The organism is Sutcliffiella halmapala (assembly GCF_002019665.1).
Taxonomy (GTDB): domain Bacteria; phylum Bacillota; class Bacilli; order Bacillales; family Bacillaceae_I; genus Sutcliffiella_A; species Sutcliffiella_A halmapala.
Genome location: NZ_KV917375.1, coordinates 1,451,964 through 1,474,499 on the forward strand (window position 1 = coordinate 1,451,964; position 22,536 = coordinate 1,474,499).

Here is a 22,536-nt window from a genome sequence, read left to right on the forward strand (position 1 = left end):
GGGAATATGATGAAAAAAATAGGCATCATGGGTGGAACATTTGATCCGCCTCATCTTGGTCATCTTTTAATAGCAAAGGATGTACAATACGCCTTGTCGTTAGATGAAGTGTGGTTTATGCCTAATCACATCCCTCCACATAAACAATTAAAGTCTTTAACTAATACAGAACTTCGAATTGAGATGCTAGAAGCTGCCATTCAAAATCAGCCGTCTTTTCGTTTGGAAACGATTGAGCTCGAAAGAGAAGGCCCTTCTTATACATATGACACCATTATCCTGTTGAAAGAACGACACAAGAATACGGAATTTTATTTTATCATTGGCGCCGATATGGTGGAATACCTTCCAAAATGGCATAGAATAAAAGAATTAGTGGAACAAGTGAATTTCATTGGTGTGAAAAGGCCAGGTTATTCGATTACCACTAATTTTCCAATTATCGAGGTTGAAACACCACAATTTGATGTTTCTTCGACGATGATAAGAAAACGTGTTAAAGAGGGAATGACTGCTCAATTTTTAGTTCCTGAGCAGGTCCAGCGTATTATAGAGGAGAAGAACTTGTATGAATAGAGAAAAAGCGCTAGGAATCGTTCAAAAGCAATTAACCGAACGTAGGTATCTTCATACTGTAGGTGTGATGGAAACAAGCATCCAGTTGGCACAGCTGTATAAGGTGGATGAAGAAAAAGCAGTACTTGCAGCGATTTTTCATGATTATGCTAAGTTTCGAGATAAAGAAGAAATGCGCCGTATCATCCTTGATCAAAGTATGCCTCAAGATTTATTAGCACACCATGATGAATTATGGCATGCACCTGTTGGAGCGTATTTAGTGGAAACGGAAGTAGGGCTTACTGATAAAGATGTATTAGAGGCAATAAAATGTCATACTTCTGGTAAAATAAATATGACGCCATTAGATAAAGTACTCTATGTTGCAGACTATATTGAACCAAGTCGTGACTTTCCTGGCGTGGAACAAGTAAGAGAAACAGCGAAAACAAGCTTAGACATTGCAGTAATACAGGCGATGAAAAATACGATTTCCTATTTGTTAACGCGAAATCAACCAGTATACCCAGACACTTTTCACGCTTATAATGATATGACAATGAGAGTAAGAGGAAGGAAGTTAACGTAATGACCAATGAATTATTACAACTAGCTGCTCAAGCAGCAGATGACAAAAGAGCAGAAGAACTAGTAGCTTTGAATATGAAAGGGATTTCACTTGTATCAGACTATTTTTTAATCTGTCATGGTAACTCTGACAAACAAGTTCAAGCTATTGCACGCGCCATTAAAGAAGTTGCAGAAGAAAATGGACAGCAGGTTCGTAGAATGGAAGGCTTTGATGAGGCTCGTTGGATTCTTGTGGATTTAGGTGATGTAGTTGCGCATGTATTCCATAAAGATGAGCGTGGCTATTATAACCTAGAACGTCTATGGGGAGATGCTCCAAGAGAAGACGTTTTAAAAGAGCTAACGTAAATGGCTTACGGACAATTTGCCTTTATCTATGATCATTTAATGGAAGACGTTCCTTATGATCAATGGGTCACTTTTGTAAAAACGGTGAAAGAAAAATACCACCCTACGAAAGATAGCTATACAGTGGTAGATGTAGGTTGTGGTACAGGTGAATTAGCCATCCGATTTGCAAAAGAAGGTTGGAATGTTGCTGGAGTAGATTTGTCAGAAAGTATGCTTGCGGTAGCACATGAAAAATCAGCAAAAGCCGGTCTGGCTATTCCTTATTATGAGCAAAATATGACTGAGCTTGATGGTTTTTCAGGAGCAGATTGTATTACGATATTTTGCGATTCGCTCAATTATTTAAGAACAATAGAAGAAGTTCAACAAACCTTTAAGGCTGTTTATGATCAACTTGATAATGATGGAATTATTCTATTCGATGTTCATTCACTTTTCAAAATGACACAAATATTTATGAATGCAACCTTTACGAATTCTGAGGAAGACGTAGCATACATATGGAATTGCTTTCCGGGTGAAGAGCCTAACAGTGTGGAACATGAGTTGAGTTTCTTTGTCTTGAATGAGGATACAGGACTTTATTCAAGATTTGATGAAGTTCATTATCAGCGGACGCACTGTGTGGAAGTGTACAAAAAATGGCTGGAGGAAGTTGGATTTACGCTACTATCTGTTACCGGTGATTTTTCAGTCGATTTCTTAGCAGATCAATCTGAAAGAGTGTTTTTTGTGGCACAGAAAAAATAATGAAAAGAGGTGTCCTTTGTTGGGCACCTCTTTTCATGTGAAAAAATAATTATTAATAAAGGGTTTTGGATGATTATAACGAATATGTTTAGTGAAATTGTTTTTTTACCTCATTTAAATCCTCATCAAACTTTTCATGTGTCTTTTGGATAAGATGATGAAACACATCACCTAGCTCATTTTCTAATACTTTTATGCCTTCTCCTGTTACACCACCCTTTACACAAACCTTTTCTTGTAATGTAGGTAATGTATAGAAATTCTTTTCAATTAATTTCCCCATTCCGACAATCATCTCACTTGCTAACGCGGTTGCTTGTTCTTTTGAAATTTCTGTTTCACTTACCGCACCATCTATAAAGCGTTGCAAAAGATAGCTAAAAAAAGCCGGTCCGCAGCTCACAATATCTGACGCCACTCTCGTCACATTTTCATTTATGACGATAGGTGTTGAGATCTTTTCACAAAGCTGTGTTAAGTATTCCTGATACTCCTCTTGCAAATCCTCGCCAAAGGTTACAAGGGTGACTCCCGCTAGTGCTCGGTTTGTGATGCTCGGAATAATTCGTGCCACCTGACAGGATACAAGTGACTGAAGCTGTCCCACTGATACGGGACTTGTAATGGATATCACACATTTATTTGATGTGAGTAAAGGGTCTATTTTCATTAAAAGGGGGTGAATATCTAATGGTTTCACACAAAGAAATATAATATCAGAAGCAGCGACAACTTCTTCCGCAGTTGCTTTTACCGCTAATTCTTCATAAGTATGTTGAATAATATAGGCCTTTTTTATTGAACGATTTGTTATCGTTAAATTTTCAGGAGGTACTGCGCCTGCTTCGATAAATGCTTCGATTAGTACTTTCCCCATATTACCTGTCCCAATGATTCCAATTTTCATTTTCTTTCCCTCCTTCTTCCAAAAAGTTTCTCATACACTATATGTTTTTATTGTCCGTAATATGAATAGAAGGTGAAATCGCATGAAAGAAATCATATATATTCACAAAACAAAAATTATAATTGGAACAATCGGATTCATACTGTTTCTAGGGTTCCTTTGGTCCAAACATCTGTCATCAGAAAATACCCTTCCTCAAGCAACGTTAGAAATAGAAGGAGTATTTGGAGAGACCGAAACTGAAATCGAAGCTGAAACAGAAGATGAAACCAATACAAAAGAGCAGCCATTCTTTATCTTGGTTGATATTAAAGGTGCCGTTCAGATGCCGGGCGTTTATGAGCTGCAAAGTAACAATAGGGTGATAGATGCGGTGGAGAAAGCCGGTGGATTCTTAGAAAATGCGGATACTCGAAAAGTTAATTTAGCCTCCTTGTTAGTAGATGAAATGGTGATCTATGTTCCCGAAGAGGGGGAGGAAATCGATGAATCACAACTCACCCATTCTGTTACCAGCACCAATGAAAAAGAGAGCGTTGATGGTGCTAAAATAAATATAAATACAGCGACTGAAGAGGAACTGACCAAGATTTCTGGTGTTGGGCCAGCAAAAGCGAAAGCGATTGTCACTTACCGAACAGAAAATGGATTATTTAAATCAATCGAAGAGATTGTAAATGTTTCGGGGATTGGTGCTAAGTCACTTGAAAAAATAAAAAATGAAATTACTACTTCAAATTAAATTGACGCGGGGTTAGATGTGTCGATAAACTAGAGATATTGTTGAAAGTTGGAGGGGTTTTTGTGAAAAGAATATCTTGGGATCAGTATTTTATGGCTCAAAGTCATTTGCTAGCATTGCGTAGTACATGTACGCGACTAACTGTTGGGGCAACCATTGTTCGGGACAAGCGGATTATTGCAGGCGGCTATAATGGGTCCATTACAGGTGGCGTCCATTGCGTAGACGAGGGTTGTTATGTGATTGATAATCATTGTGTAAGAACTATCCATGCAGAGATGAATGCACTTCTCCAGTGTTCTAAGTTCGGTGTCCCAACAACTGGAGCGGAAATATATGTCACTCATTTCCCTTGTTTGCATTGTTGTAAAGCAATCATACAAGCAGGTATTAAATCGGTATATTATGCGATGGATTACAAAAACCATCCTTACGCACTGGAAATGTTTGAACAATCAGGTGTAAAGGTGGAATATGTGGAACTTAAAGATATGGCTGTTAGTCTAAATAATCCTGATAAATTAGCGTTTATTCAACGGTTGATTAGTAAGTTAGAAGAAGCTGGCGCAAGTAATGAGGAAATTAAAAAGTGGTATGAGGAAGCGAACCATCTCTTTTCCACACAAGCTTAAGGGATAGGGGGAATTATGAGAAAAACAGGGTATTACGCGTACATTGCCATTTCCTGTTGCTTTGGAATAGCAGTCACCTCTTCATCCTTTCATGGTGGACTGCTCTTCCTCTTTTGTTGTTATGCTTACTGGATATTCATTAAAAGTAATAGTATCCCGCTTAGTATAAGCGTTATTTTTTCAGCTATTTTGTTCAGTATCTACATGAATGTGACAGATTCATTCAACTTTTCAAAACATTCCCCGTCAGACCAACATTTTAATACGCAACTAGTAGAACCTATCAATATAGATGGTAATAAGGTTACCTTTGAAGTGAAAACTGAAAAAGGAGAAAGGCTTCCCATCGAATACTATATGGACAAACAAGATGAGCTTGCTTCCTTTAGTGGACTTCAAATAGGAGATCTTTGCCAACTTACTGGTGTTCTCCAAAAGCCAACTTCTGCCACTAATCCTCATGCCTTCGACTATCAAAAATTCCTGTATTATCAGCAAATTCATTGGACCTTAACCCTTACAAAACCACCTGTTGGCTGTAATGCGCCTACAAACAAAACCTTCCTACAACAGATAAAGCAATCCCGTGAAAATGGAATTCAAACTATTAAGGGTCGTTTCACTCAACCTGTAGCAGGATTTATGATTTCGCTAATATTTGGTGATCGCTCTTATATTGAACAGGAGGTTTTGGATTCTTATCAGTTGCTAGGAGTTATTCATATTTTGGCCATCTCTGGGCTTCATGTTGGTGTAATCACATCGGCGATTTTTTTAATCGGGATTCGAATAGGCGTCACAAGACAATACATGAACGGTATCCTCATCACATTACTTCCTTTTTATATAATTATAGCTGGAGGTGCTCCTTCAGTTATGAGAGCAGCGTTAATGACAGGTATCGTCCTTTTGTATATGTTAGTGAAAAGGCGTTTCTTATCGATAGACGCCATAGGCATTGCGTGCATACTTATCTTGCTTATTGACCCTTACTATTTATTCCATATTGGTTTTCAGCTTTCTTTTCTTGTCAGTTTAGCTTTGTTGCTTTCTGTTAAAAGAATTAGAAATATCACAAATAAAACACTCCAAGTTTTTTATGTCTCCCTCATCGCACAAATTGCTTCATTGCCTGTTATTTTATACAATTTTTATCAGCTATCTATTTGGAGTCCCTTACTAAATCTTCTTGTGGTCACGTTTTTTTCTCTCTTTGTGCTACCATACTCCTTTGTGCTATTCCTATGTATGTTTCTAGCACCTTTTTTACTTCCTTTTCTGATCCCGATATTAAGCATTCCATTAGGTCTATTGAATGATTTCGTTGTCTGGGTGTCAACCTTTCCTTTTGGAACGATGATGTTTGGGAAGCCTTCTATTTGGATAATCGCCAGTTATGCGGTAGCGATTGTCTTTCTGTTTTATCAAATAGAGGTATTAGTTAAAAGAAACTTATATACTGCCATTGTTTGTTTTTTTCTATGTTGTATTATTCATTGGAATAGCGGTTACTTTGATTCTAAAGGAAAAGTGGTAGTAATTGATATAGGGCAAGGGGAAGCCATTTTTATTAAGTTACCTTATAAAAAGGCTACATATTTAATCGATACTGGTGGGTTGTTTATATTTCCTGATGAAGAATGGAAAAAAAGGAAAAATGAATTTGATGGAGGGGAGAAAATCCTACTTCCTTTTTTAAAAGCAGAGGGTGTTAGAAAATTAGATAAATTACTATTAACTCATGGAGATTACGACCATATCGGCAATGTTCCGAGTGTTTTGAGAAACATCAAAGTAAAGGAAGTATATGTACCTTATGGATTTGGAAAGGGAGATTTTGAACAAGAAATTATAATGGAATTGGAAAATAAAAAAATTCCTCTTACAGTTGTAATGGATTATAAGGGGTGGGAAATTCAGAATCAGCGCTTTCATCTGTTGCATCCCTCATTTGCCTATGATGCAAAAAATGACGGTTCAATCGTTCTATATGCTGAATTGGGTGGACTGACCTGGCTTTTTACAGGGGATATCGAAGAGAGAGGGGAAAAAGATTTAATAAATAAATACCCTCATTTAAAAGTCGATGTGTTGAAAGTTGCACACCATGGAAGTAGATCGTCAACAATTGCTCCATTTTTAAACCAGATTCATCCCGAATATGCTGTTATATCAGCTGGTAGAGAGAATCGTTTTGGTCATCCGCATGATGAAGTGATAGAAAGGCTTGAAGAGATAGGTGTAAAAATTTATCGTACCGATCAAAAGGGAGCGATACTCTATACTTTCACACTTCGAGGAGGAACGTTTTCCACTGTTTTACCATAGGATACATTAGAAGAAATGAAAAAGAGACTGCCTAAGTTGCAGTCTCTTTTAAGACGAAGCTTTCAGTGATATCCTCATTCTTTCCACAACGGGCATTGGAAAAGAATCAATACGGTATGTATCCCCGTAATTAAGATCCTAAGTATTGTATAAGGGTTGCCATAAGGAAAATCGTTGCGAAAAAGCCGAAGGATACGACAAAACCGACACCAGAATCAACTGCATCGTTACGTTTACTTTGGACGCTTTTCTCAAATTCGTTCATAAGTATCCCTCCTTATCACTCAATAGTATAAGCTATTCGAAAAAAAAAATCTACCTAACAAATTTGCATTTCCACCTTTGACAAGAGTTGTCACAAATAGTTCGGAAATAACAGGAGAACATAGTATTACACCAAAAGTGTTCAATCGTTAACAAGTAAGTTACCTGGGGCTTACAAAGTTAACGTTCATATAAAATGGGGATTAGTTTTTTGTACCTAAAACTAATCTCCTTTGACTTTTATTGAAGCTTTATAGTCCTTTTCTAGGCTTGTCAACACCTCTCTTTCTCATGTACGATAGTAGTAACGTGAATGAAAACAGACGGGAGCAATAGCATGGGATTTGAAGCATTGAAAAAAATTAAGGCAAAACATTTTGCGCCTATCTACTTATTATTAGGAACAGAAGGATTTTTATTAAAAGAAGTAAGAGATAGTATTATCGAACATGCTCTTGAGGTGGAGGAGCATGATTTTAATTTGTCATTTTACGATATGGAAGAGCAATCTGTCGATATTGCAATAGAGGATGCAGAAACCCTGCCATTTATGGGGGATCGTCGAGTCGTCGTTATTACGAACCCATTCTTTTTAACTGGAGAAAAAAATAAAAGTAAAATAGAGCATAATACAGAACGTTTTCTTTCTTACATACAGCAGGCTGCCCCTTATACGGTATTGGTGGTTCAGGCACCTTATGAAAAGCTCGATGAACGTAAAAAGCTTGTAAAACAGCTAAAGAGCATAGCGGAAGTGATAGAAGCTCAGCCGCTGGGAGAACGAGACCTTAAGTTGTGGATGAAGGATAGGGCAGAACAAAGTGGAGCTAATTTGAAAGACGATGCAGCGGAAGAATTATTAAAAATAGCAGGTGTGAATTTATCTGTTTTGGCACAAGAAATCAATAAAATGGCGATGTATATAGGTGCAAAAGAACAAGCGATTACCGTGGAAACAGTAAAGCTTTTGGCTGCAAAGTCAATTGAGCATACTATTTTCGAATTAATAGAAAAGATGGTGCATCGCAAAATTGATGAAGCACTGAGAATTTTTTACGAATTGATTCAAAATAATGAAGAGCCAATTAAGCTGCACGCGCTTATTGCGAACCAATTTAGATTATTGTATCAAGTAAAAGATTTAAGTGAACAGGGATACAGTCAACAAAAAATGGCTGGTATCCTGCGTGTCCATCCATATCGCGTAAAGCTTGCTGCGCAACAAAGCAGATACTTTTCTAGGGAAGAACTCATGAGGTTGATGAAGGACCTTGCAGAGGCGGACTACGAGATGAAGAGTGGGAAAGTGGACAAACAGCTAGCGATTGAGATGTTGTTGCTTAGATTAGCCCCTGAGAAGGCTTAGACAGATGTAAGACATATATGATTTGAGAAAAAGTGCTTGGCCAATATATATGGTCAGGTGCTTTTTTGTTGTTTAAGAAGATGTAGCGTAATTCGGTCCTCAAAAATAAAAAAGGGAACGATTAACATGAAATCGTCCCCTTATCCCTCGTAAGAGATAAATTGATCTTGAATAATCAAACTCAAACACCTTTTTAGGCTCTGTTATGGTTCATTGTTGATTTCGTGTAGGTATGGGAATTCATAGGCGGAGAATTTCCGACTAATGTATATCGAGAAGCTTAAGAAGCAGATATAAGCGGAGATATTCCGATTAACTGCTCTAAATAAGATAAAATCCAAGGATTTGGATAATATAAACGGAAAAACTTCCTTTATTTTTAAGGAAATATGGGTATTTCCAAATTTAAGCGGAATTTTACCGTTTATTTTTCAAACAAAGTAAAATCAACATTCACTTTTAACAGAGCCTTATCAAAAGAGTTTATTATTAGAGAACTTCTAAAAAAGGCAAAATAAAAAACGACCCTAGTGGATCGTCTTTTGTTAGGCAGTAGCGCCGTTTACTTTTTTCGCTAGGCGAGATTTTTGACGGTTTGCTGCGTTTTTGTGGATGATACCGTTTTGAGCAGCTTTGTCTAAACGCTTAGCAGCTTCTAAGTAAGCAGTTTTTGCACCTTCAACATCGTTGTTAGCAACAAAAGCTTCTACTTTCTTCACAGCAGTACGCATAGAAGATTTGATAGTAGCGTTATGAGCACGACGTTTGTCGTTAGTTTTCACACGTTTAATAGCAGATTTAATGTTTGGCATATCTTTCACCTCCATACAATTCGACGATCGAGAATATATAAACTCGACATTTCTATACTTATAAGAACAAGTGATATTCTATCAAATCTAAGATGATTATGCAATAGGAAGTCAAGGTGATTTTCTTGAAAGTAGCAATGGCCCGGTTTAGAAATGAAAAAAACGAACCTAGCTTTGTAGCTGTTAAGCTACGGGAGACTAGAGGATGCTTTTGATTTCATGAGATCTTCTTACTATTGTTCCATGCATGAAAATTTTTTTGAAGGTAAAGATAAAACTAAAATTTGGTAATGTAGGAGGTTCATTATGAATAATCAATCATTAGATTTAAGTCAATATAGTGTAAGAACCGATTTAGCTGTGGAAGCCAATCAGATAGCTTTAGAAAAACAACAAAAGGAAGCCACTACGCAACCGGCGACCCAGCCATCATCTGCCATTGAAGGTGTCGTAGTGAAAGAACGTGAAGCTGAGGGGATAACGATCACTACTGTGACAATTTCTGATCAAGGGGCTGAAATGACAGGAAAAAAACCAGGGAATTATTTAACGCTAGAAACTACTGCAATTAGGCAACAAGATACAGATCTTCAACAAAAAGTAGAGAAAGTCTTTGCGAAGGAATTTAGCGCTTTTATGGATGGATTAAATATTTCAAAAGATGCCAGTTGCTTAGTGGTGGGGCTTGGAAATAAAAACGTCACACCTGATGCACTTGGGCCTTTAGCTTGCGAAAATTTACTAATTACTCGACATTTATTCTCTTTACAACCAGAAGCAGTGCAGGATGGGTTTCGGCCAGTTAGTGCCCTCACTCCTGGTGTCATGGGTTTAACCGGAATTGAAACAAGCGACATTATTATTGGGGTAGTTGAAAAAACAAAGCCGGACTTCGTCATAGCAATTGATGCTCTAGCAGCTCGGTCGATTGAACGAGTAAATGCAACTATCCAAATTTCCGATACAGGTATTCACCCTGGTTCTGGAGTTGGGAATAAGCGAAAAGAGCTTAGTATCGAAACCTTAGGAATTCCCGTCATCGCAATTGGAATTCCAACAGTTGTTGACGCGGTGTCGATGGCGAGCGATACAATAGATTTTATTTTAAAACATTTCGGAAGAGAAATGCGCGAAGGTGATAATCCATCTAGGTCTTTAGTTCCCGCTGGAATGACCTTTGGTGAAAAAAGAAAACTAACCGACGAAGACCTTCCGGGAGAAGAGCAACGTCAAAATTTCCTTGGTCTGGTTGGCACACTACCAGATGACGAAAAGAGACGCTTGATTCACGAGGTGTTATCACCGCTTGGGCATAACTTAATGGTTACGCCAAAAGAAGTGGACGACTTTATTGGAGATATGGCAAATGTAATTGCTCAAGGGCTTAACTCAGCATTGCACGCTCATGTCAATCAAGACAATGTAGGTTCTTATACCCATTAATCGACAATTGTTCTACTCTTTCTTGTTAATGCATACACATAGTAGCAATTAGCGTAGAAAGGGTGAAAGCATGAAGGGCTACCGCTCGTCAAACGTCATCGTAACAGTAAATGGGACAAGCTTAAAAAAAGCAATCGTAGCAGTGATCTTAGGATTCTTTCTCGTATTTGCGGTATCCGGTGTAATGACAGCATTGAAACCGGAGTATCGAGTTACCTCGAGCTCCATCAATGAATTTTCCAAAAGGCTGACTGGAGAATCACTATTATATATTTTAGGATATACCAATGCTTACTTTACACAAGGACTTTCAGAAGAGGCGAAGAAACCAAATTATGCCTCTGTTGTATTTGAAATTACAACAAATATTAATTTAGATGATCCTAGAAGTTTAATTCGAAACGAGATACCGGGATTTTATCTTTATGATGGGGAGATTCTTGTTGCAGGGGAAGGGATTAATTATACCGATATGCCAGTAGAGTCTTCACCGCCAATGGAAGTTCTTTTAGAAGAACGACAAGCTTCTATAGTTGAAATAGAAGAAGAGGAGGAAAGTGAAAATCCTCCTCCGGCACAAACTACTGGAGACAAACGGACGGTATTTATTTATCATTCTCATTCTCGTGAATCCTTCCTACCTTATTTAGAAGGAGTAACTAATCCAGATGCGGCGAGCCATCCAGAAGTGAACGTTACTCGTTTAGGGAAAAAACTTCAAGAAGAGCTATCACAAAGAGGGATTGGTACCGATATGGATGCGACCGATACAGCGTTGGAACTTAAAAACCGGGGTTGGCAGTATGGGCAATCCTATGATGTAACAAGACCGATTGTAAAAGAGGCGATTGCTACTAATCAAGACCTCAATTACTTTATCGATATTCATCGAGATGCTGGACGTAGAGAAAGCACGACCATTGAGATCGATGGGAAATCATATGCTCGCCTTTATTTTGTTATCGGAAAGAAAAATCAAAACTATGAAAAAAATCAATATTTAGCGGAGAAGATACATGAGCAACTGCAGAAAAAATACCCTAAATTAAGTAAAGGTATTTTTGATCCTCCTGCTGTTCCAACGAGAAATGGTTTATATAACCAAGATCTTTCTCCAAACTCGATGCTTATAGAAGTAGGCGGAGTTGACAATACTTTTGAAGAGATGAATCGAACTCTAGAAATTTTTGCAGACGTTTTTAGTGAAATTTATTGGGATGCAGAAAAAGTGGACGGTGCAACAGAGGGAGAACGTCAATAAACAGAAGGAGCTGAAAGTATGATGAAGAGGTTTATGTTCATGTGCTGCCTTATTACCACGGTACTATTTCTTGGAGTACTTTTAGGAATGCAGCAGGCGAATGAAGGCATGCGGAAAATGAAGGGCTATGACGATCCTTCTTTTAAAGGACAAGCCTTTCATGTAGTGGAAACATCAGAAGGACTTAACGGTACGTTTTTAGGACGTGAAATTACATCGCAAGATATTAAAGAGAAGCAGGAAAAATTAGAAGGAATAAAAGCATTTAACTTTTTTTCTTCATTAGGAAAAAAACTTGCAAATGGTGTGTCGGATTTAATGGCAGGGCTGTTAAATGAAGCAGCTGATAAAGTGGAAGAGCATGTGAAGGATTAAGGGTGGCGGTTCTCTTAAATGGAGGACTGCTTTTTTTGTACTAATAATAGTTGGTTATCCCCTTTTTCGAATTAACATTGAATCTTAAACCTTGTATTGATATAATCAGAAATAGTGTAGTTTGCCGATATTGTAGGAGTGAAAGCAATGAACAGAGAAGAAAGATTAACACGACAATCGAAAATTAGAAATTTTTCTATAATCGCCCATATTGACCATGGGAAATCGACGTTAGCCGATCGAATTTTAGAAAAGACATCCGCACTAGCGCAAAGAGAAATGAAGAATCAGCTTTTAGATTCTATGGATTTAGAGCGTGAACGTGGAATTACAATTAAATTAAATGCGGTACAGTTAAAATATAAAGCGAAAGATGGAGAAGTGTACATCTTCCATCTTATTGATACTCCGGGACATGTGGATTTTACATATGAAGTTTCTCGAAGCTTAGCTGCCTGTGAAGGGGCAATTTTAGTTGTAGATGCCGCGCAAGGGATTGAAGCCCAAACGCTTGCGAACGTTTATTTAGCGTTAGATAATAATCTAGAAATCATGCCGGTAATCAATAAAATTGACTTACCAAGTGCTGAGCCTGAGCGCGTACGTCAAGAAATAGAGGACGTAATTGGCTTAGACGCTTCGGATGCTGTTTTAGCTAGTGCTAAAGCAGGAATTGGTATAGAAGATATATTAGAACAGGTAGTAGAAAGAATTCCAGCGCCAGTTGGAGATCCAGATGCTCCATTACAAGCGCTAATCTTTGATAGTTTATTTGATCCATACCGCGGAGTTGTAGCTTACATTCGTGTGGTGCAAGGTACCGTTAAGGTTGGGGATAAAATTAAGATGATGGCCACTGGAAAAGAATTCGAGGTTAATGAGGTGGGCGTATTTACACCTAAAGCCTTGATGCTTGATGAACTAACGGTTGGTGATGTTGGATTTTTAACAGCAGCTATCAAAAACGTTGGGGATACTCGAGTTGGTGACACGATAACGAGTGCCAAAAATGGTGCTATAGAGCCACTTCCAGGTTACCGAAAATTAAATCCAATGGTGTACTGTGGACTTTATCCAATTGATTCTGCCAAGTTTAACGATCTTCGTGATGCATTAGAAAAACTAGAGCTTAATGATTCTGCCCTGCAGTATGAACCAGAAACATCTCAAGCGTTGGGCTTCGGTTTCCGTTGTGGTTTCTTAGGATTACTGCACATGGAAATTATTCAGGAGCGTATTGAGCGTGAGTTTAATATTGATTTAATCACAACAGCTCCATCCGTTATCTATCAAGTACATTTAACAAATGGAGAAGAACTGAGTGTAGATAACCCATCTAATATGCCTGATCCACAAGTGATTGATCATGTGGAAGAGCCGTATGTAAAAGCAACAGTAATGGTTCCAAACGATTATGTTGGAGCGGTAATGGAGCTTTGCCAACAAAAACGTGGAAACTTTATTAATATGGAGTATTTAGATGACATTCGTGTAAGTATTATTTATGATATTCCATTAGCGGAGATCGTGTACGATTTCTTTGATCAATTAAAATCTAATACAAAAGGTTATGCTTCTTTTGATTATGAATTAATTGGGTACAAGCCTTCTACTCTTGTGAAAATGGATATTCTTCTAAATGCAGAAAAAGTAGATGCGCTATCCTTTATCGTTCACAGAGATTCTGCCTATGAACGTGGAAAAATCATCGTAGAGAAATTAAAAGAGCTAATCCCAAGACAACAGTTCGAGGTTCCGATCCAAGCAGCTGTTGGTCAAAAGATTATAGCTAGGTCAACTATTAAATCGATGGGTAAAAACGTTCTTGCTAAATGTTACGGTGGAGATATCTCTCGTAAGCGTAAATTGTTAGAGAAACAAAAAGAAGGTAAAAAACGTATGAAGCAGGTTGGTTCTGTTGAAGTACCACAAGAAGCCTTCATGGCCGTCCTGAAAATGGATGATCCGCCAAACAAAAAATAACTATATGCATGAACAAGGATACCGCAGACTAACTGCGGTATTTTTTCAAGTGAGAGGTTTTATTAATAACCTTGTGCTAAGCTATAAGTTAACAAACTATTGAAAGTGTGATTCTTTATGATTAAATCAGCTTATATTCATATTCCTTTTTGTGAGCATATTTGTCATTACTGTGATTTTAATAAAGTGTTTTTAAAAAATCAGCCAGTGGATGAATATTTAGCGTGTATGGATGTAGAAATGAAAAATACAGTTGAACGTTTTCCTACCAATCATTTAGAAACAATCTTTGTTGGTGGTGGGACTCCAACAGCTTTAAATGAAAAACAACTCGAATACCTTCTTCACTCTATTCAACAAAATTTTGATGTAACCTCAAATTTAGAATATACCTTTGAAGCAAATCCCGGAGATTTATCACTTGAAAAGCTACGGTTGTTAAAAGAGGGTGGAGTGAACCGTCTGAGTTTTGGTGTGCAGAGCTTTAATGATGAGCTTTTAAAAAGAATTGGAAGGTCTCATTGTAAGGAGGATGTATTTCAATCGATTGAATATGCGCGGAAGGCTGGTTTTGAAAATATTAGTGTAGATTTAATCTACAGCTTGCCTGACCAAACCGTCCAAGATTTTCAGGATACATTACACACGGCTTTTTCTCTTGGAATGGAGCATTATTCCGCATATTCTTTAATCATCGAACCGAAAACGGTTTTTTATAACTTGATGAATAAAGGAAAACTTCCACTTCCAACACAAGAGGAAGAAGTGAAAATGTATGACATGCTTTTAAATGAAATGGAAAAGCATGGTTACCCTCAATATGAAATCTCTAATTTTGCAAGAAAAGGCTTTGAGAGTAAACATAATATTACGTATTGGGATAATGCGTACTACTATGGTATTGGCGCGGGGGCTCATGGATATTTAGATGGAGTGCGTCGTGCTAATCATGGTCCGTTAAAAAAATATATGGACGCCATTGAGGAGACTAAGTTCCCGTATAAAGAGGAACATTCTGTAACAAGAGAAGAGAAAATGGAAGAAGAAATGTTTTTAGGACTCCGTAAAACAGCTGGTGTCTCTCTCTCCTCTTTTGAAGAAAAGTTCGGGGATGCTCTTTTGTCTATTTTTAAGAATCCTATTGAAGAAAATATTAAAAAAGGATTATTAGAGCGGCAAGGTGATTATATTCGCCTAACTAAAAAAGGAAAATTTCTTGGAAATGAAGTTTTTCAAGCTTTTATTGGTGCGATCTGATTGACATGTGAATGGGTATTTGGTAATTTATTTATAGAATTAGCACTCGGAGTTAAGGAGTGCTAACAGAGGTGATGCTGAGTGCTTACTGAACGACAGTTGTTAGTTTTACAAGTAATTATTGACGACTTCATCCGTTCTGCACAACCTGTTGGCTCGAGGACGCTCTCAAAGAAAGATGAAATTTCCTTTAGCTCTGCAACAATTAGGAATGAAATGGCGGATTTGGAGGAATTGGGTTTTATTGAAAAAACACATACGTCCTCAGGAAGAGTTCCTTCCGAAAAAGGGTATCGCTATTATGTGGATCACCTGCTTTCGCCTGAGAGATTAACGAATCAAGATGTGTTTGAAATAAAATCAATCTTTAGGGAGCAGATTTATGAACTAGAAAAAATTGTTCAAAAATCAGCTCAGATACTTTCCGATTTAACAAAGTATACGTCGATTGTCCTCGGACCAGGATTTAGGGATCATAAGCTTAAGAATTTGCAAATTATTCCTATTAACCCTGAGCAGGCAGTTGCGATTATTGTAACGGATACAGGTCATGTGGAAAATCGCATGATTACATTTCCAACCAATATGGATGCTTCTGATATTCAAAAGATGGTCAATATTCTAAATGAACGTTTAGTAGGTGTTCCGCTTTCTGATCTTATAAACAAATTATATAAGGAAGTAGCAACATTGCTACGCTCTCATATAGGGAACTATGAAAACATCTTAAAATCGTTGAGCACATCGCTTTATATGGAAGAAAAAGATAAAGTGTTTTTCGGTGGAAAGACTAATATGCTAACGCAGCCTGAATTTAATGATATTAATAAAATTCGTTCGCTTATGCTCTTGATTGATCAAGGAAAAGACCTGTCTCAACATATTCGTGCAAAAGAAGCGGGTATTCATATTAAGATTGGAAGCGAAAATAATATTCCTGGGATGGAAGGTTGTAGTATTATATCTGCTACCTATTCTCTCGGACCTGAACAGTTAGGTACGATTGCTTTACTAGGTCCAACTCGTATGGAATATTCTCGTGTAATTAGTCTCCTTCAACTCGTCAGCACGGATCTTACACAAGTGGTTAACAAGCTGTATCAAAAAGACTGACCATGGAAATATTGTTAGATAGGTCTCTGGCTAGTATGGATACATGAGGAACGATAGTTTTTTAGTTTTGTGTGTCTTGTCGGAGCTGAACGAGCCGGCTCCGCATTTCTTTAAGGGAGGTGAAACCATTGGTAGAAAAAAATGAACAAGCAACTGTTGAGAATGAAGAGGTTACAGTAGAAGGTACTGAAGAGGCGACTGAGACTGTGGTAGAAGAGGTAGTAGAAGAAGTATCAGCTGAACAACAAAAAATCTCAGAATTAGAAGCGAAACTGGAAGAATCCGAAAACCGTTTGCTTCGCTTACAGGCTGACTTTGATAACTTCCGTCGCCGTACAAGACTTGATCAAGAGGCTGCACAAAAATATCGTGCACAAAATCTTGTTACAGATATACTTCCTGCTCTAGATAACTTTGAGCGTGCGCTTAAAGTGGAAGCAGAGGACGAACAGATTAAAACATTTTTACAAGGCATGGAAATGGTGCACCGTCAGTTAGTGGAAGCACTGCAAACTGAAGGATTAGAAGCTATTAGTGCAGTTGGTCAAGCATTTGATCCACACCAACACCAAGCAGTAATGCAAGTAGAAGAAGGCGAAGGGGAATCCAATACTGTCTTAGAAGAATTCCAAAAAGGATACAAACTTAAAGACCGTATTATTCGTCCAGCCATGGTAAAGGTAAAACAATAAGGCTCTTTTCGTAAAGATTGTTGTTTTAAGCTGGTGAAAAGTCGGCATTTGGACTTTTTACCGTCATTTTACTTAGAAAATAGAAGGAAGGCCCTCGATTACATGATGGAAAAGAGCACGATTGCAACGATAATGACGGGTTGATTCTATTTACGAAAAGCAACAAAGTATGCGAAAACAGCCAACAATAAATAGACACTACATATAAAAGTAGCATTAGGAGGAAAACAAGATGAGTAAAATTATCGGTATTGACTTAGGTACAACTAACTCATGCGTTGCTGTCCTAGAAGGCGGCGAGCCAAAAGTAATTCCAAATCCAGAAGGTAACAGAACAACTCCATCTGTGGTTGCATTTAAAAATGGAGAGCGTCAAGTTGGGGAAGTTGCAAAACGTCAATCTATTACAAACCCAAATACAATCATGTCCATCAAGCGTCATATTGGTACGGACTATAAAGTAGATGTAGAAGGCAAAGAGTATTCTCCTCAAGAGGTTTCAGCAATTATTTTACAACACTTAAAAGGATATGCAGAAGAATACTTAGGAGAAACAGTTACAAAAGCAGTTATCACTGTTCCTGCTTACTTCAACGATGCAGAGCGTCAAGCTACTAAAGATGCTGGTAGAATTGCTGGACTTGAAGTAGAGCGTATCATCAACGAACCAACAGCAGCTGCACTTGCTTATGGTTTAGATAAAATGGACGAAGATCAAACAATCCTTGTTTATGACCTTGGTGGTGGAACGTTTGACGTTTCTGTATTAGAACTAGGAGATGGCGTATTCGAAGTTCGCTCTACAGCTGGTGACAACCGCTTAGGTGGGGATGACTTTGACCAAGTAGTAATCGATTATTTAGTTGCTGAATTCAGGAAAGACAATGGAATTGACTTGTCTAAAGATAAAATGGCATTACAACGTTTGAAAGATGCAGCTGAAAAAGCGAAAAAGGATCTTTCAGGTGTAACAAGCACGCAAATTTCTTTACCATTTATCACTGCTGGAGAAGCGGGACCACTTCACTTAGAAGTAAACCTTACTCGTGCTAAATTTGACGAGCTATCTTCTTCACTAGTTGAACGTACAATGGGACCTGTTCGTCAAGCGTTACAAGATGCAGGTATTTCGGCTTCTGAGCTTGATAAAGTAATTCTTGTAGGTGGATCTACTCGTATCCCTGCGGTACAAGATGCTATTAAGAAAGAAACTGGAAAAGAGCCTCATAAAGGGGTAAACCCTGATGAAGTAGTTGCACTAGGAGCAGCTATCCAAGGTGGAGTATTAACTGGTGATGTAAAAGACGTTGTACTTTTAGACGTAACACCACTTTCTCTAGGAATTGAAACAATGGGTGGAGTGTTTACGAAGCTAATTGATCGAAATACGACAATTCCAACAAGTAAGTCTCAAGTATTCTCAACAGCTGCTGATAGCCAAACGGCAGTAGATATCCATGTGCTTCAAGGGGAGCGTCCAATGGCAAACGACAACAAAACATTAGGTCGTTTCCAATTATCAGACATTCCACCAGCACCACGTGGCGTACCACAAATCGAAGTGTCATTTGACATCGATAAGAATGGTATCGTAAATGTTCGTGCGAAAGACCTTGGCACAAACAAAGAACAAAATATCACAATCAAATCTTCTTCTGGTTTATCTGATGATGAAATCCAACGCATGGTTAAAGAAGCGGAAGAAAATGCAGATGCAGATAAGCAACGTAAAGAAGAAGTAGAACTTCGTAATGAAGCGGATCAGCTAGTATTTACTACTGAAAAAACACTTAAAGAGCTAGAAGGTAAAGTGGAAGAAGCAGAAGTGAAAAAAGCAGAAGATGCAAAAGAAGAATTAAAAGCTGCAATCGAGAAAAATGATTTAGCTGAAATTCGTACGAAGAAAGATGCACTTCAAGAAATCGTTCAACAGCTTTCTATGAAGCTTTATGAGCAAGCGGCACAACAAGCTCAAGGTGAACAAGGAGCAGAAGGTGATTCCGCTAAGCAAGATGATAATGTTGTTGACGCAGAGTACGAAGAAGTAAACGACGATAAAAAGTAATAGAGTCTTCGGACTTTTGCATTCATGATAAAAGAAAGTCGGAGCGATGGCTTTGACTTTCTTTTTCATGTAAAAAAAAAGCATAATAGGTTAATCGGGGATCCTTTTATTGCTTTTTTAGCAATCAAAATGATACAATAACCTTTATGTGAATGAATCGGGAGTGGGTATTAATGAGTAAACGCGATTACTATGAAGTACTTGGCGTCAGTAAAAGCGCGTCGAAAGATGAATTTAAAAAAGCATATCGAAAGCTATCTAAACAATACCATCCAGACATCAATAAAGCTGCGGATGCAGCCGATAAATTTAAAGAAATTAAAGAAGCTTATGAAGTATTGAGTGACGATCAAAAAAGAGCACACTATGACCAATTCGGTCATACGGACCCTAATCAAGGATTTGGTGGCGGCTCTGACTTCGGTGGTGGCTTTGGCTTTGAAGACATTTTTGAAACATTCTTTGGTGGTCAAGGCGGCGGAAGAAGACGTCGTGATCCGAATGCACCTAGACAAGGAGCAGACCTACAATATACGATGACTCTTTCTTTTGAAGAGGCTGCTTTTGGAAAAGAAACGAATATTGAAATTCCCGTGGAAGAGACATGTGATTCATGTTCGGGTACGGGAGCTAAGCCAGGAACGAAGGTAGAAACTTGTTCAAACTGTCGTGGCTCAGGCCAAGAAAGTGTGGAACAAAATACTCCTTTCGGGCGCATTGTAAACCGTAGAACATGTACAGTATGTAAAGGAACAGGGAAATCGATTCCACACAAATGTTCTACTTGTCATGGGGAAGGTCGCGTGAAGAAGCGTAACTCCATTCATGTGAAAATTCCAGCAGGTATTGATGATGGTCAACAATTACGTGTGGCTGGAAAAGGAGAAGCTGGAGTAAACGGTGGACCTGCGGGTGATTTATACATTGTTTTCCATGTGCGTAGACATGAATTTTTTGAGCGTGATGGCGATGATGTTTATTGTGAAATGCCAATTACCTTTGCACAAGCAGCTCTTGGGGATGAAGTGGAAGTACCGACCCTTCAAGGAAAAGTTAAACTAAAAGTTCCAGCTGGTACACAAACAGGCACCAATTTCCGTTTAAAAGGGAAAGGGATTGCTAATGTTCGTGGGTACGGTCAAGGGGATCAACATATAAAAATTCAAGTAGTCACTCCTACGAAGCTTACAGAGAAGCAAAAGCAATTAATGCGTGAGTTTGCTGAAATTAGTGGTCAAACACCAGATGAAAACGAAGATGGTTTTTTTGCGAAAGTAAAACGCGTGCTTAAGGGAGAAAATTAAAGAAGTCGGATTGGAGTTGGTATTATGAAATGGTCAGAAATTAGTATTCATACGACAAATGAAGCGGTTGAACCTATTTCACATATTCTTCACGAGGCAGGTGCTAGTGGAGTCGTGATTGAGGATCCATTTGATCTCACGAAGGAAAGAGAAGATAGATTCGGGGAAATATACCAACTCAATCCTGACGATTATCCAGAAGAAGGCGTTATTATGAAAGCCTATCTGCCAGTAAATAGCTTCTTAGGTGAAACGGTCGAGGGTATTAAAGAAGCGATTAATAATCTTTTACTATTTGATATTGACTTAGGGTTAAACAATATTTCTATCAGCGAAGTAAATGAGGAAGAATGGGCGACTGCTTGGAAAAAGTATTATAACCCAGTGAAAATTTCTGAGAGATTTACAATTGTTCCAACATGGGAAACATATGAACCAGTTAGTTCAGATGAAAAAATTATCGAGCTTGACCCTGGAATGGCGTTTGGAACAGGAACGCATCCAACTACAGTACTTTGTATTCAGGCCATTGAAAGAACTGTCAAGCCAGCTGACAAGGTAATAGACGTTGGAACTGGATCAGGCGTATTGAGTATCGCGGCAGCAATGCTCGATGCAAAGGAAGTTTTAGCGTTAGATTTAGATGAAGTGGCAGTAGAATCTGCTAAGTTGAATATTAAGCTAAATAAAGTACATCCTTCTGTAACAGTAAAACAAAACAATCTATTAAATAATGTGGATGGACCTGTCAATGTTGTGGTCGCCAATATTTTAGCAGAGGTTATTGTACGCTTCACAGATGATGTATATCGTGTTTTAGAAAACGGCGGGACGTTTATCTCTTCTGGGATCATCAGTATGAAAAAGCAAGAAGTAAAAGATGCCCTTATTAAATCGGGTTTCAAAATTGAAGAAACGATGATGATGGAAGATTGGGTTGCGTTTATTGCTAAAAAAGAACTATAAGAGAGCGTGATGGTCGTGCAGCGTTATTTTATCCATTCCAATCAAATAAACGATTCTACAATAACAATTACCGGTGAAGATGTTCATCATATTGTAAGAGTTATGCGTATGAGCGTCGATGATCAACTATTATGTAGCTGTTCTGAAACTAGACAAACAGCGCGATGTCAAATTGCTGAAATTACCAATGATATGGTAGTAACACATATTGTAGAATGGATAAAGGCTGAGACTGAAATGCCAGTCCGTGTTACGATTGCGAACGGGCTGCCTAAAGGGGATAAATTGGAGCTAGTGATTCAAAAGGGAACGGAACTTGGAGCTGAAATGTTTATCCCTTTTAATGCTGGCCGTTCTATAGTGAAATGGGATGAAAAAAAGGGCAAGAAGAAAGTGGAAAGATGGAACAAGATTGCCAAAGAAGCGGCAGAGCAATCCCATCGGTCTTTCATTCCAGAAGTCTTAGCACCAATGTCTTTCACGGAGCTTATAAAAGCTAGTGAGAAGTATGAATATAAACTTGTTGCATATGAAGAAAGTGCAAGAGATGGAGAGCGTTCTGCTTTTGCATCTACCCTTCAAAATATGAAAGCAAATGACTCTATTTTTGTGATCTTTGGACCTGAAGGTGGATTAACAGATAAAGAAATAGAAAAGCTTACTCAACATGGATTTGTATGTTGTGCTTTAGGCCCAAGAATTTTAAGAACGGAAACAGCGCCGTTATATGCACTAAGCGCTATTTCTTATCATTTTGAATTAATGTGAGGTGAAAA

General features: G+C 38.1%; 22 protein-coding genes. 19 read left to right on the forward strand and 3 right to left on the reverse strand.

The genetic code is table 11. The features are described from left to right. Nucleotides 1-9 precede the first annotated feature (9 nt). The 4 genes from BK580_RS06930 to BK580_RS06945 are packed head-to-tail and all read left to right on the forward strand — an operon-like array spanning nt 10 to nt 2,250. Entirely contained in the window at nt 10-576 is a 567-nt protein-coding gene (locus BK580_RS06930) for a nicotinate-nucleotide adenylyltransferase (RefSeq protein ID WP_078379625.1), read from the forward strand. Then, complete coding sequence (gene yqeK, locus BK580_RS06935) at nt 569-1,147, forward strand: bis(5'-nucleosyl)-tetraphosphatase (symmetrical) YqeK (RefSeq protein ID WP_078379626.1); 579 nt, start codon at nt 569-571, stop codon at nt 1,145-1,147. The genes BK580_RS06930 and yqeK overlap by 8 nt, the downstream gene beginning before the upstream one ends. Continuing rightward, a complete protein-coding gene (rsfS, locus tag BK580_RS06940; RefSeq protein ID WP_078379627.1) occupies nt 1,147-1,497 on the forward strand; it encodes a ribosome silencing factor in 351 nt (116 codons plus the stop codon). Before yqeK ends, rsfS begins: the two co-directional genes overlap by 1 nt. Then, nucleotides 1,498-2,250, forward strand: coding sequence for a class I SAM-dependent DNA methyltransferase (locus BK580_RS06945; protein WP_078379628.1), 753 nt, complete (start codon nt 1,498-1,500; stop codon nt 2,248-2,250). Nucleotides 2,251-2,338: 88 nt separating this feature from the next. Here the strand turns inward: BK580_RS06945 and comER are convergent, their stop codons facing one another. Next, nucleotides 2,339-3,157 (reverse strand): late competence protein ComER, encoded by an 819-nt coding sequence (gene comER / locus BK580_RS06950; protein ID WP_078379629.1) that lies wholly within the window; start codon nt 3,155-3,157, stop codon nt 2,339-2,341. 82 nt (nt 3,158-3,239) lie between these two features. Between comER and BK580_RS06955 the strand changes: the two genes are divergently transcribed. The 3 genes from BK580_RS06955 to BK580_RS06965 all read left to right on the forward strand — a co-directional run bounded on the left by BK580_RS06955 (nt 3,240) and on the right by BK580_RS06965 (nt 6,859). Next, nucleotides 3,240-3,899, forward strand: a complete 660-nt coding sequence (locus BK580_RS06955) for a helix-hairpin-helix domain-containing protein (RefSeq protein WP_078379630.1) — start codon at nt 3,240-3,242, stop codon at nt 3,897-3,899. Nucleotides 3,900-3,961: 62 nt separating this feature from the next. Beyond that, nucleotides 3,962-4,531 carry a ComE operon protein 2 gene (locus tag BK580_RS06960; protein ID WP_078379631.1) on the forward strand — a complete coding sequence of 190 codons (570 nt, stop codon included), beginning with the start codon at nt 3,962-3,964 and terminating at the stop codon, nt 4,529-4,531. Nucleotides 4,532-4,546: 15 nt separating this feature from the next. After that, nucleotides 4,547-6,859 carry a DNA internalization-related competence protein ComEC/Rec2 gene (locus BK580_RS06965; protein WP_078379632.1) on the forward strand — a complete coding sequence of 771 codons (2,313 nt, stop codon included), beginning with the start codon at nt 4,547-4,549 and terminating at the stop codon, nt 6,857-6,859. A gap of 130 nt (nt 6,860-6,989) precedes the next feature. Here BK580_RS06965 and BK580_RS06970 read toward each other — a convergent pair whose 3' ends face one another. Next, nucleotides 6,990-7,124 (reverse strand): YqzM family protein, encoded by a 135-nt coding sequence (locus tag BK580_RS06970; protein ID WP_078379633.1) that lies wholly within the window; start codon nt 7,122-7,124, stop codon nt 6,990-6,992. Between the two features lie 336 nt (nt 7,125-7,460). On the opposite strand from BK580_RS06970, the gene holA reads away from it, so the two are divergent. Next, the gene (holA, locus tag BK580_RS06975; RefSeq protein ID WP_078379634.1) at nt 7,461-8,489 is read left to right on the forward strand and encodes a DNA polymerase III subunit delta; all 1,029 of its coding nucleotides are present in this window, start codon (nt 7,461-7,463) and stop codon (nt 8,487-8,489) included. A 545-nt stretch (nt 8,490-9,034) separates the two neighbouring features. On the opposite strand, the gene rpsT is transcribed toward holA, so the two are convergent. Continuing rightward, entirely contained in the window at nt 9,035-9,301 is a 267-nt protein-coding gene (gene rpsT, locus BK580_RS06980; RefSeq protein WP_078379635.1) for a 30S ribosomal protein S20, read from the reverse strand. Between the two features lie 306 nt (nt 9,302-9,607). On the opposite strand from rpsT, the gene gpr reads away from it, so the two are divergent. From gpr to BK580_RS07035, 11 genes are all read left to right on the forward strand, one after another. Next, nucleotides 9,608-10,744 (forward strand): GPR endopeptidase, encoded by a 1,137-nt coding sequence (gene gpr, locus BK580_RS06985; RefSeq protein ID WP_078379636.1) that lies wholly within the window; start codon nt 9,608-9,610, stop codon nt 10,742-10,744. Nucleotides 10,745-10,814: 70 nt separating this feature from the next. Further along, nucleotides 10,815-12,005: a stage II sporulation protein P gene (spoIIP, locus tag BK580_RS06990; RefSeq protein ID WP_078379637.1), complete on the forward strand. Its 1,191-nt coding sequence runs from the start codon at nt 10,815-10,817 to the stop codon at nt 12,003-12,005. Between the two features lie 18 nt (nt 12,006-12,023). Next, nucleotides 12,024-12,380, forward strand: coding sequence for a YqxA family protein (locus tag BK580_RS06995; RefSeq protein WP_235864004.1), 357 nt, complete (start codon nt 12,024-12,026; stop codon nt 12,378-12,380). A 147-nt stretch (nt 12,381-12,527) separates the two neighbouring features. Then, nucleotides 12,528-14,363 (forward strand): translation elongation factor 4, encoded by a 1,836-nt coding sequence (gene lepA, locus BK580_RS07000; protein ID WP_078379638.1) that lies wholly within the window; start codon nt 12,528-12,530, stop codon nt 14,361-14,363. A gap of 117 nt (nt 14,364-14,480) precedes the next feature. Then, a complete protein-coding gene (gene hemW / locus BK580_RS07005) occupies nt 14,481-15,620 on the forward strand; it encodes a radical SAM family heme chaperone HemW (protein ID WP_078379639.1) in 1,140 nt (379 codons plus the stop codon). A gap of 81 nt (nt 15,621-15,701) precedes the next feature. After that, nucleotides 15,702-16,733, forward strand: a complete 1,032-nt coding sequence (gene hrcA / locus BK580_RS07010) for a heat-inducible transcriptional repressor HrcA (RefSeq protein ID WP_078379640.1) — start codon at nt 15,702-15,704, stop codon at nt 16,731-16,733. Nucleotides 16,734-16,861: 128 nt separating this feature from the next. Continuing rightward, entirely contained in the window at nt 16,862-17,425 is a 564-nt protein-coding gene (gene grpE / locus BK580_RS07015) for a nucleotide exchange factor GrpE (protein ID WP_078379641.1), read from the forward strand. A gap of 232 nt (nt 17,426-17,657) precedes the next feature. Continuing rightward, complete coding sequence (gene dnaK, locus BK580_RS07020) at nt 17,658-19,490, forward strand: molecular chaperone DnaK (protein WP_078379642.1); 1,833 nt, start codon at nt 17,658-17,660, stop codon at nt 19,488-19,490. Between the two features lie 173 nt (nt 19,491-19,663). Next, a complete protein-coding gene (gene dnaJ, locus BK580_RS07025) occupies nt 19,664-20,794 on the forward strand; it encodes a molecular chaperone DnaJ (RefSeq protein ID WP_078379643.1) in 1,131 nt (376 codons plus the stop codon). Between the two features lie 24 nt (nt 20,795-20,818). Further along, a complete protein-coding gene (gene prmA, locus BK580_RS07030; protein ID WP_078379644.1) occupies nt 20,819-21,760 on the forward strand; it encodes a 50S ribosomal protein L11 methyltransferase in 942 nt (313 codons plus the stop codon). A 15-nt stretch (nt 21,761-21,775) separates the two neighbouring features. Beyond that, complete coding sequence (locus BK580_RS07035) at nt 21,776-22,528, forward strand: 16S rRNA (uracil(1498)-N(3))-methyltransferase (RefSeq protein ID WP_078382672.1); 753 nt, start codon at nt 21,776-21,778, stop codon at nt 22,526-22,528. The last annotated feature ends 8 nt before the right edge of the window (nt 22,529-22,536 follow it).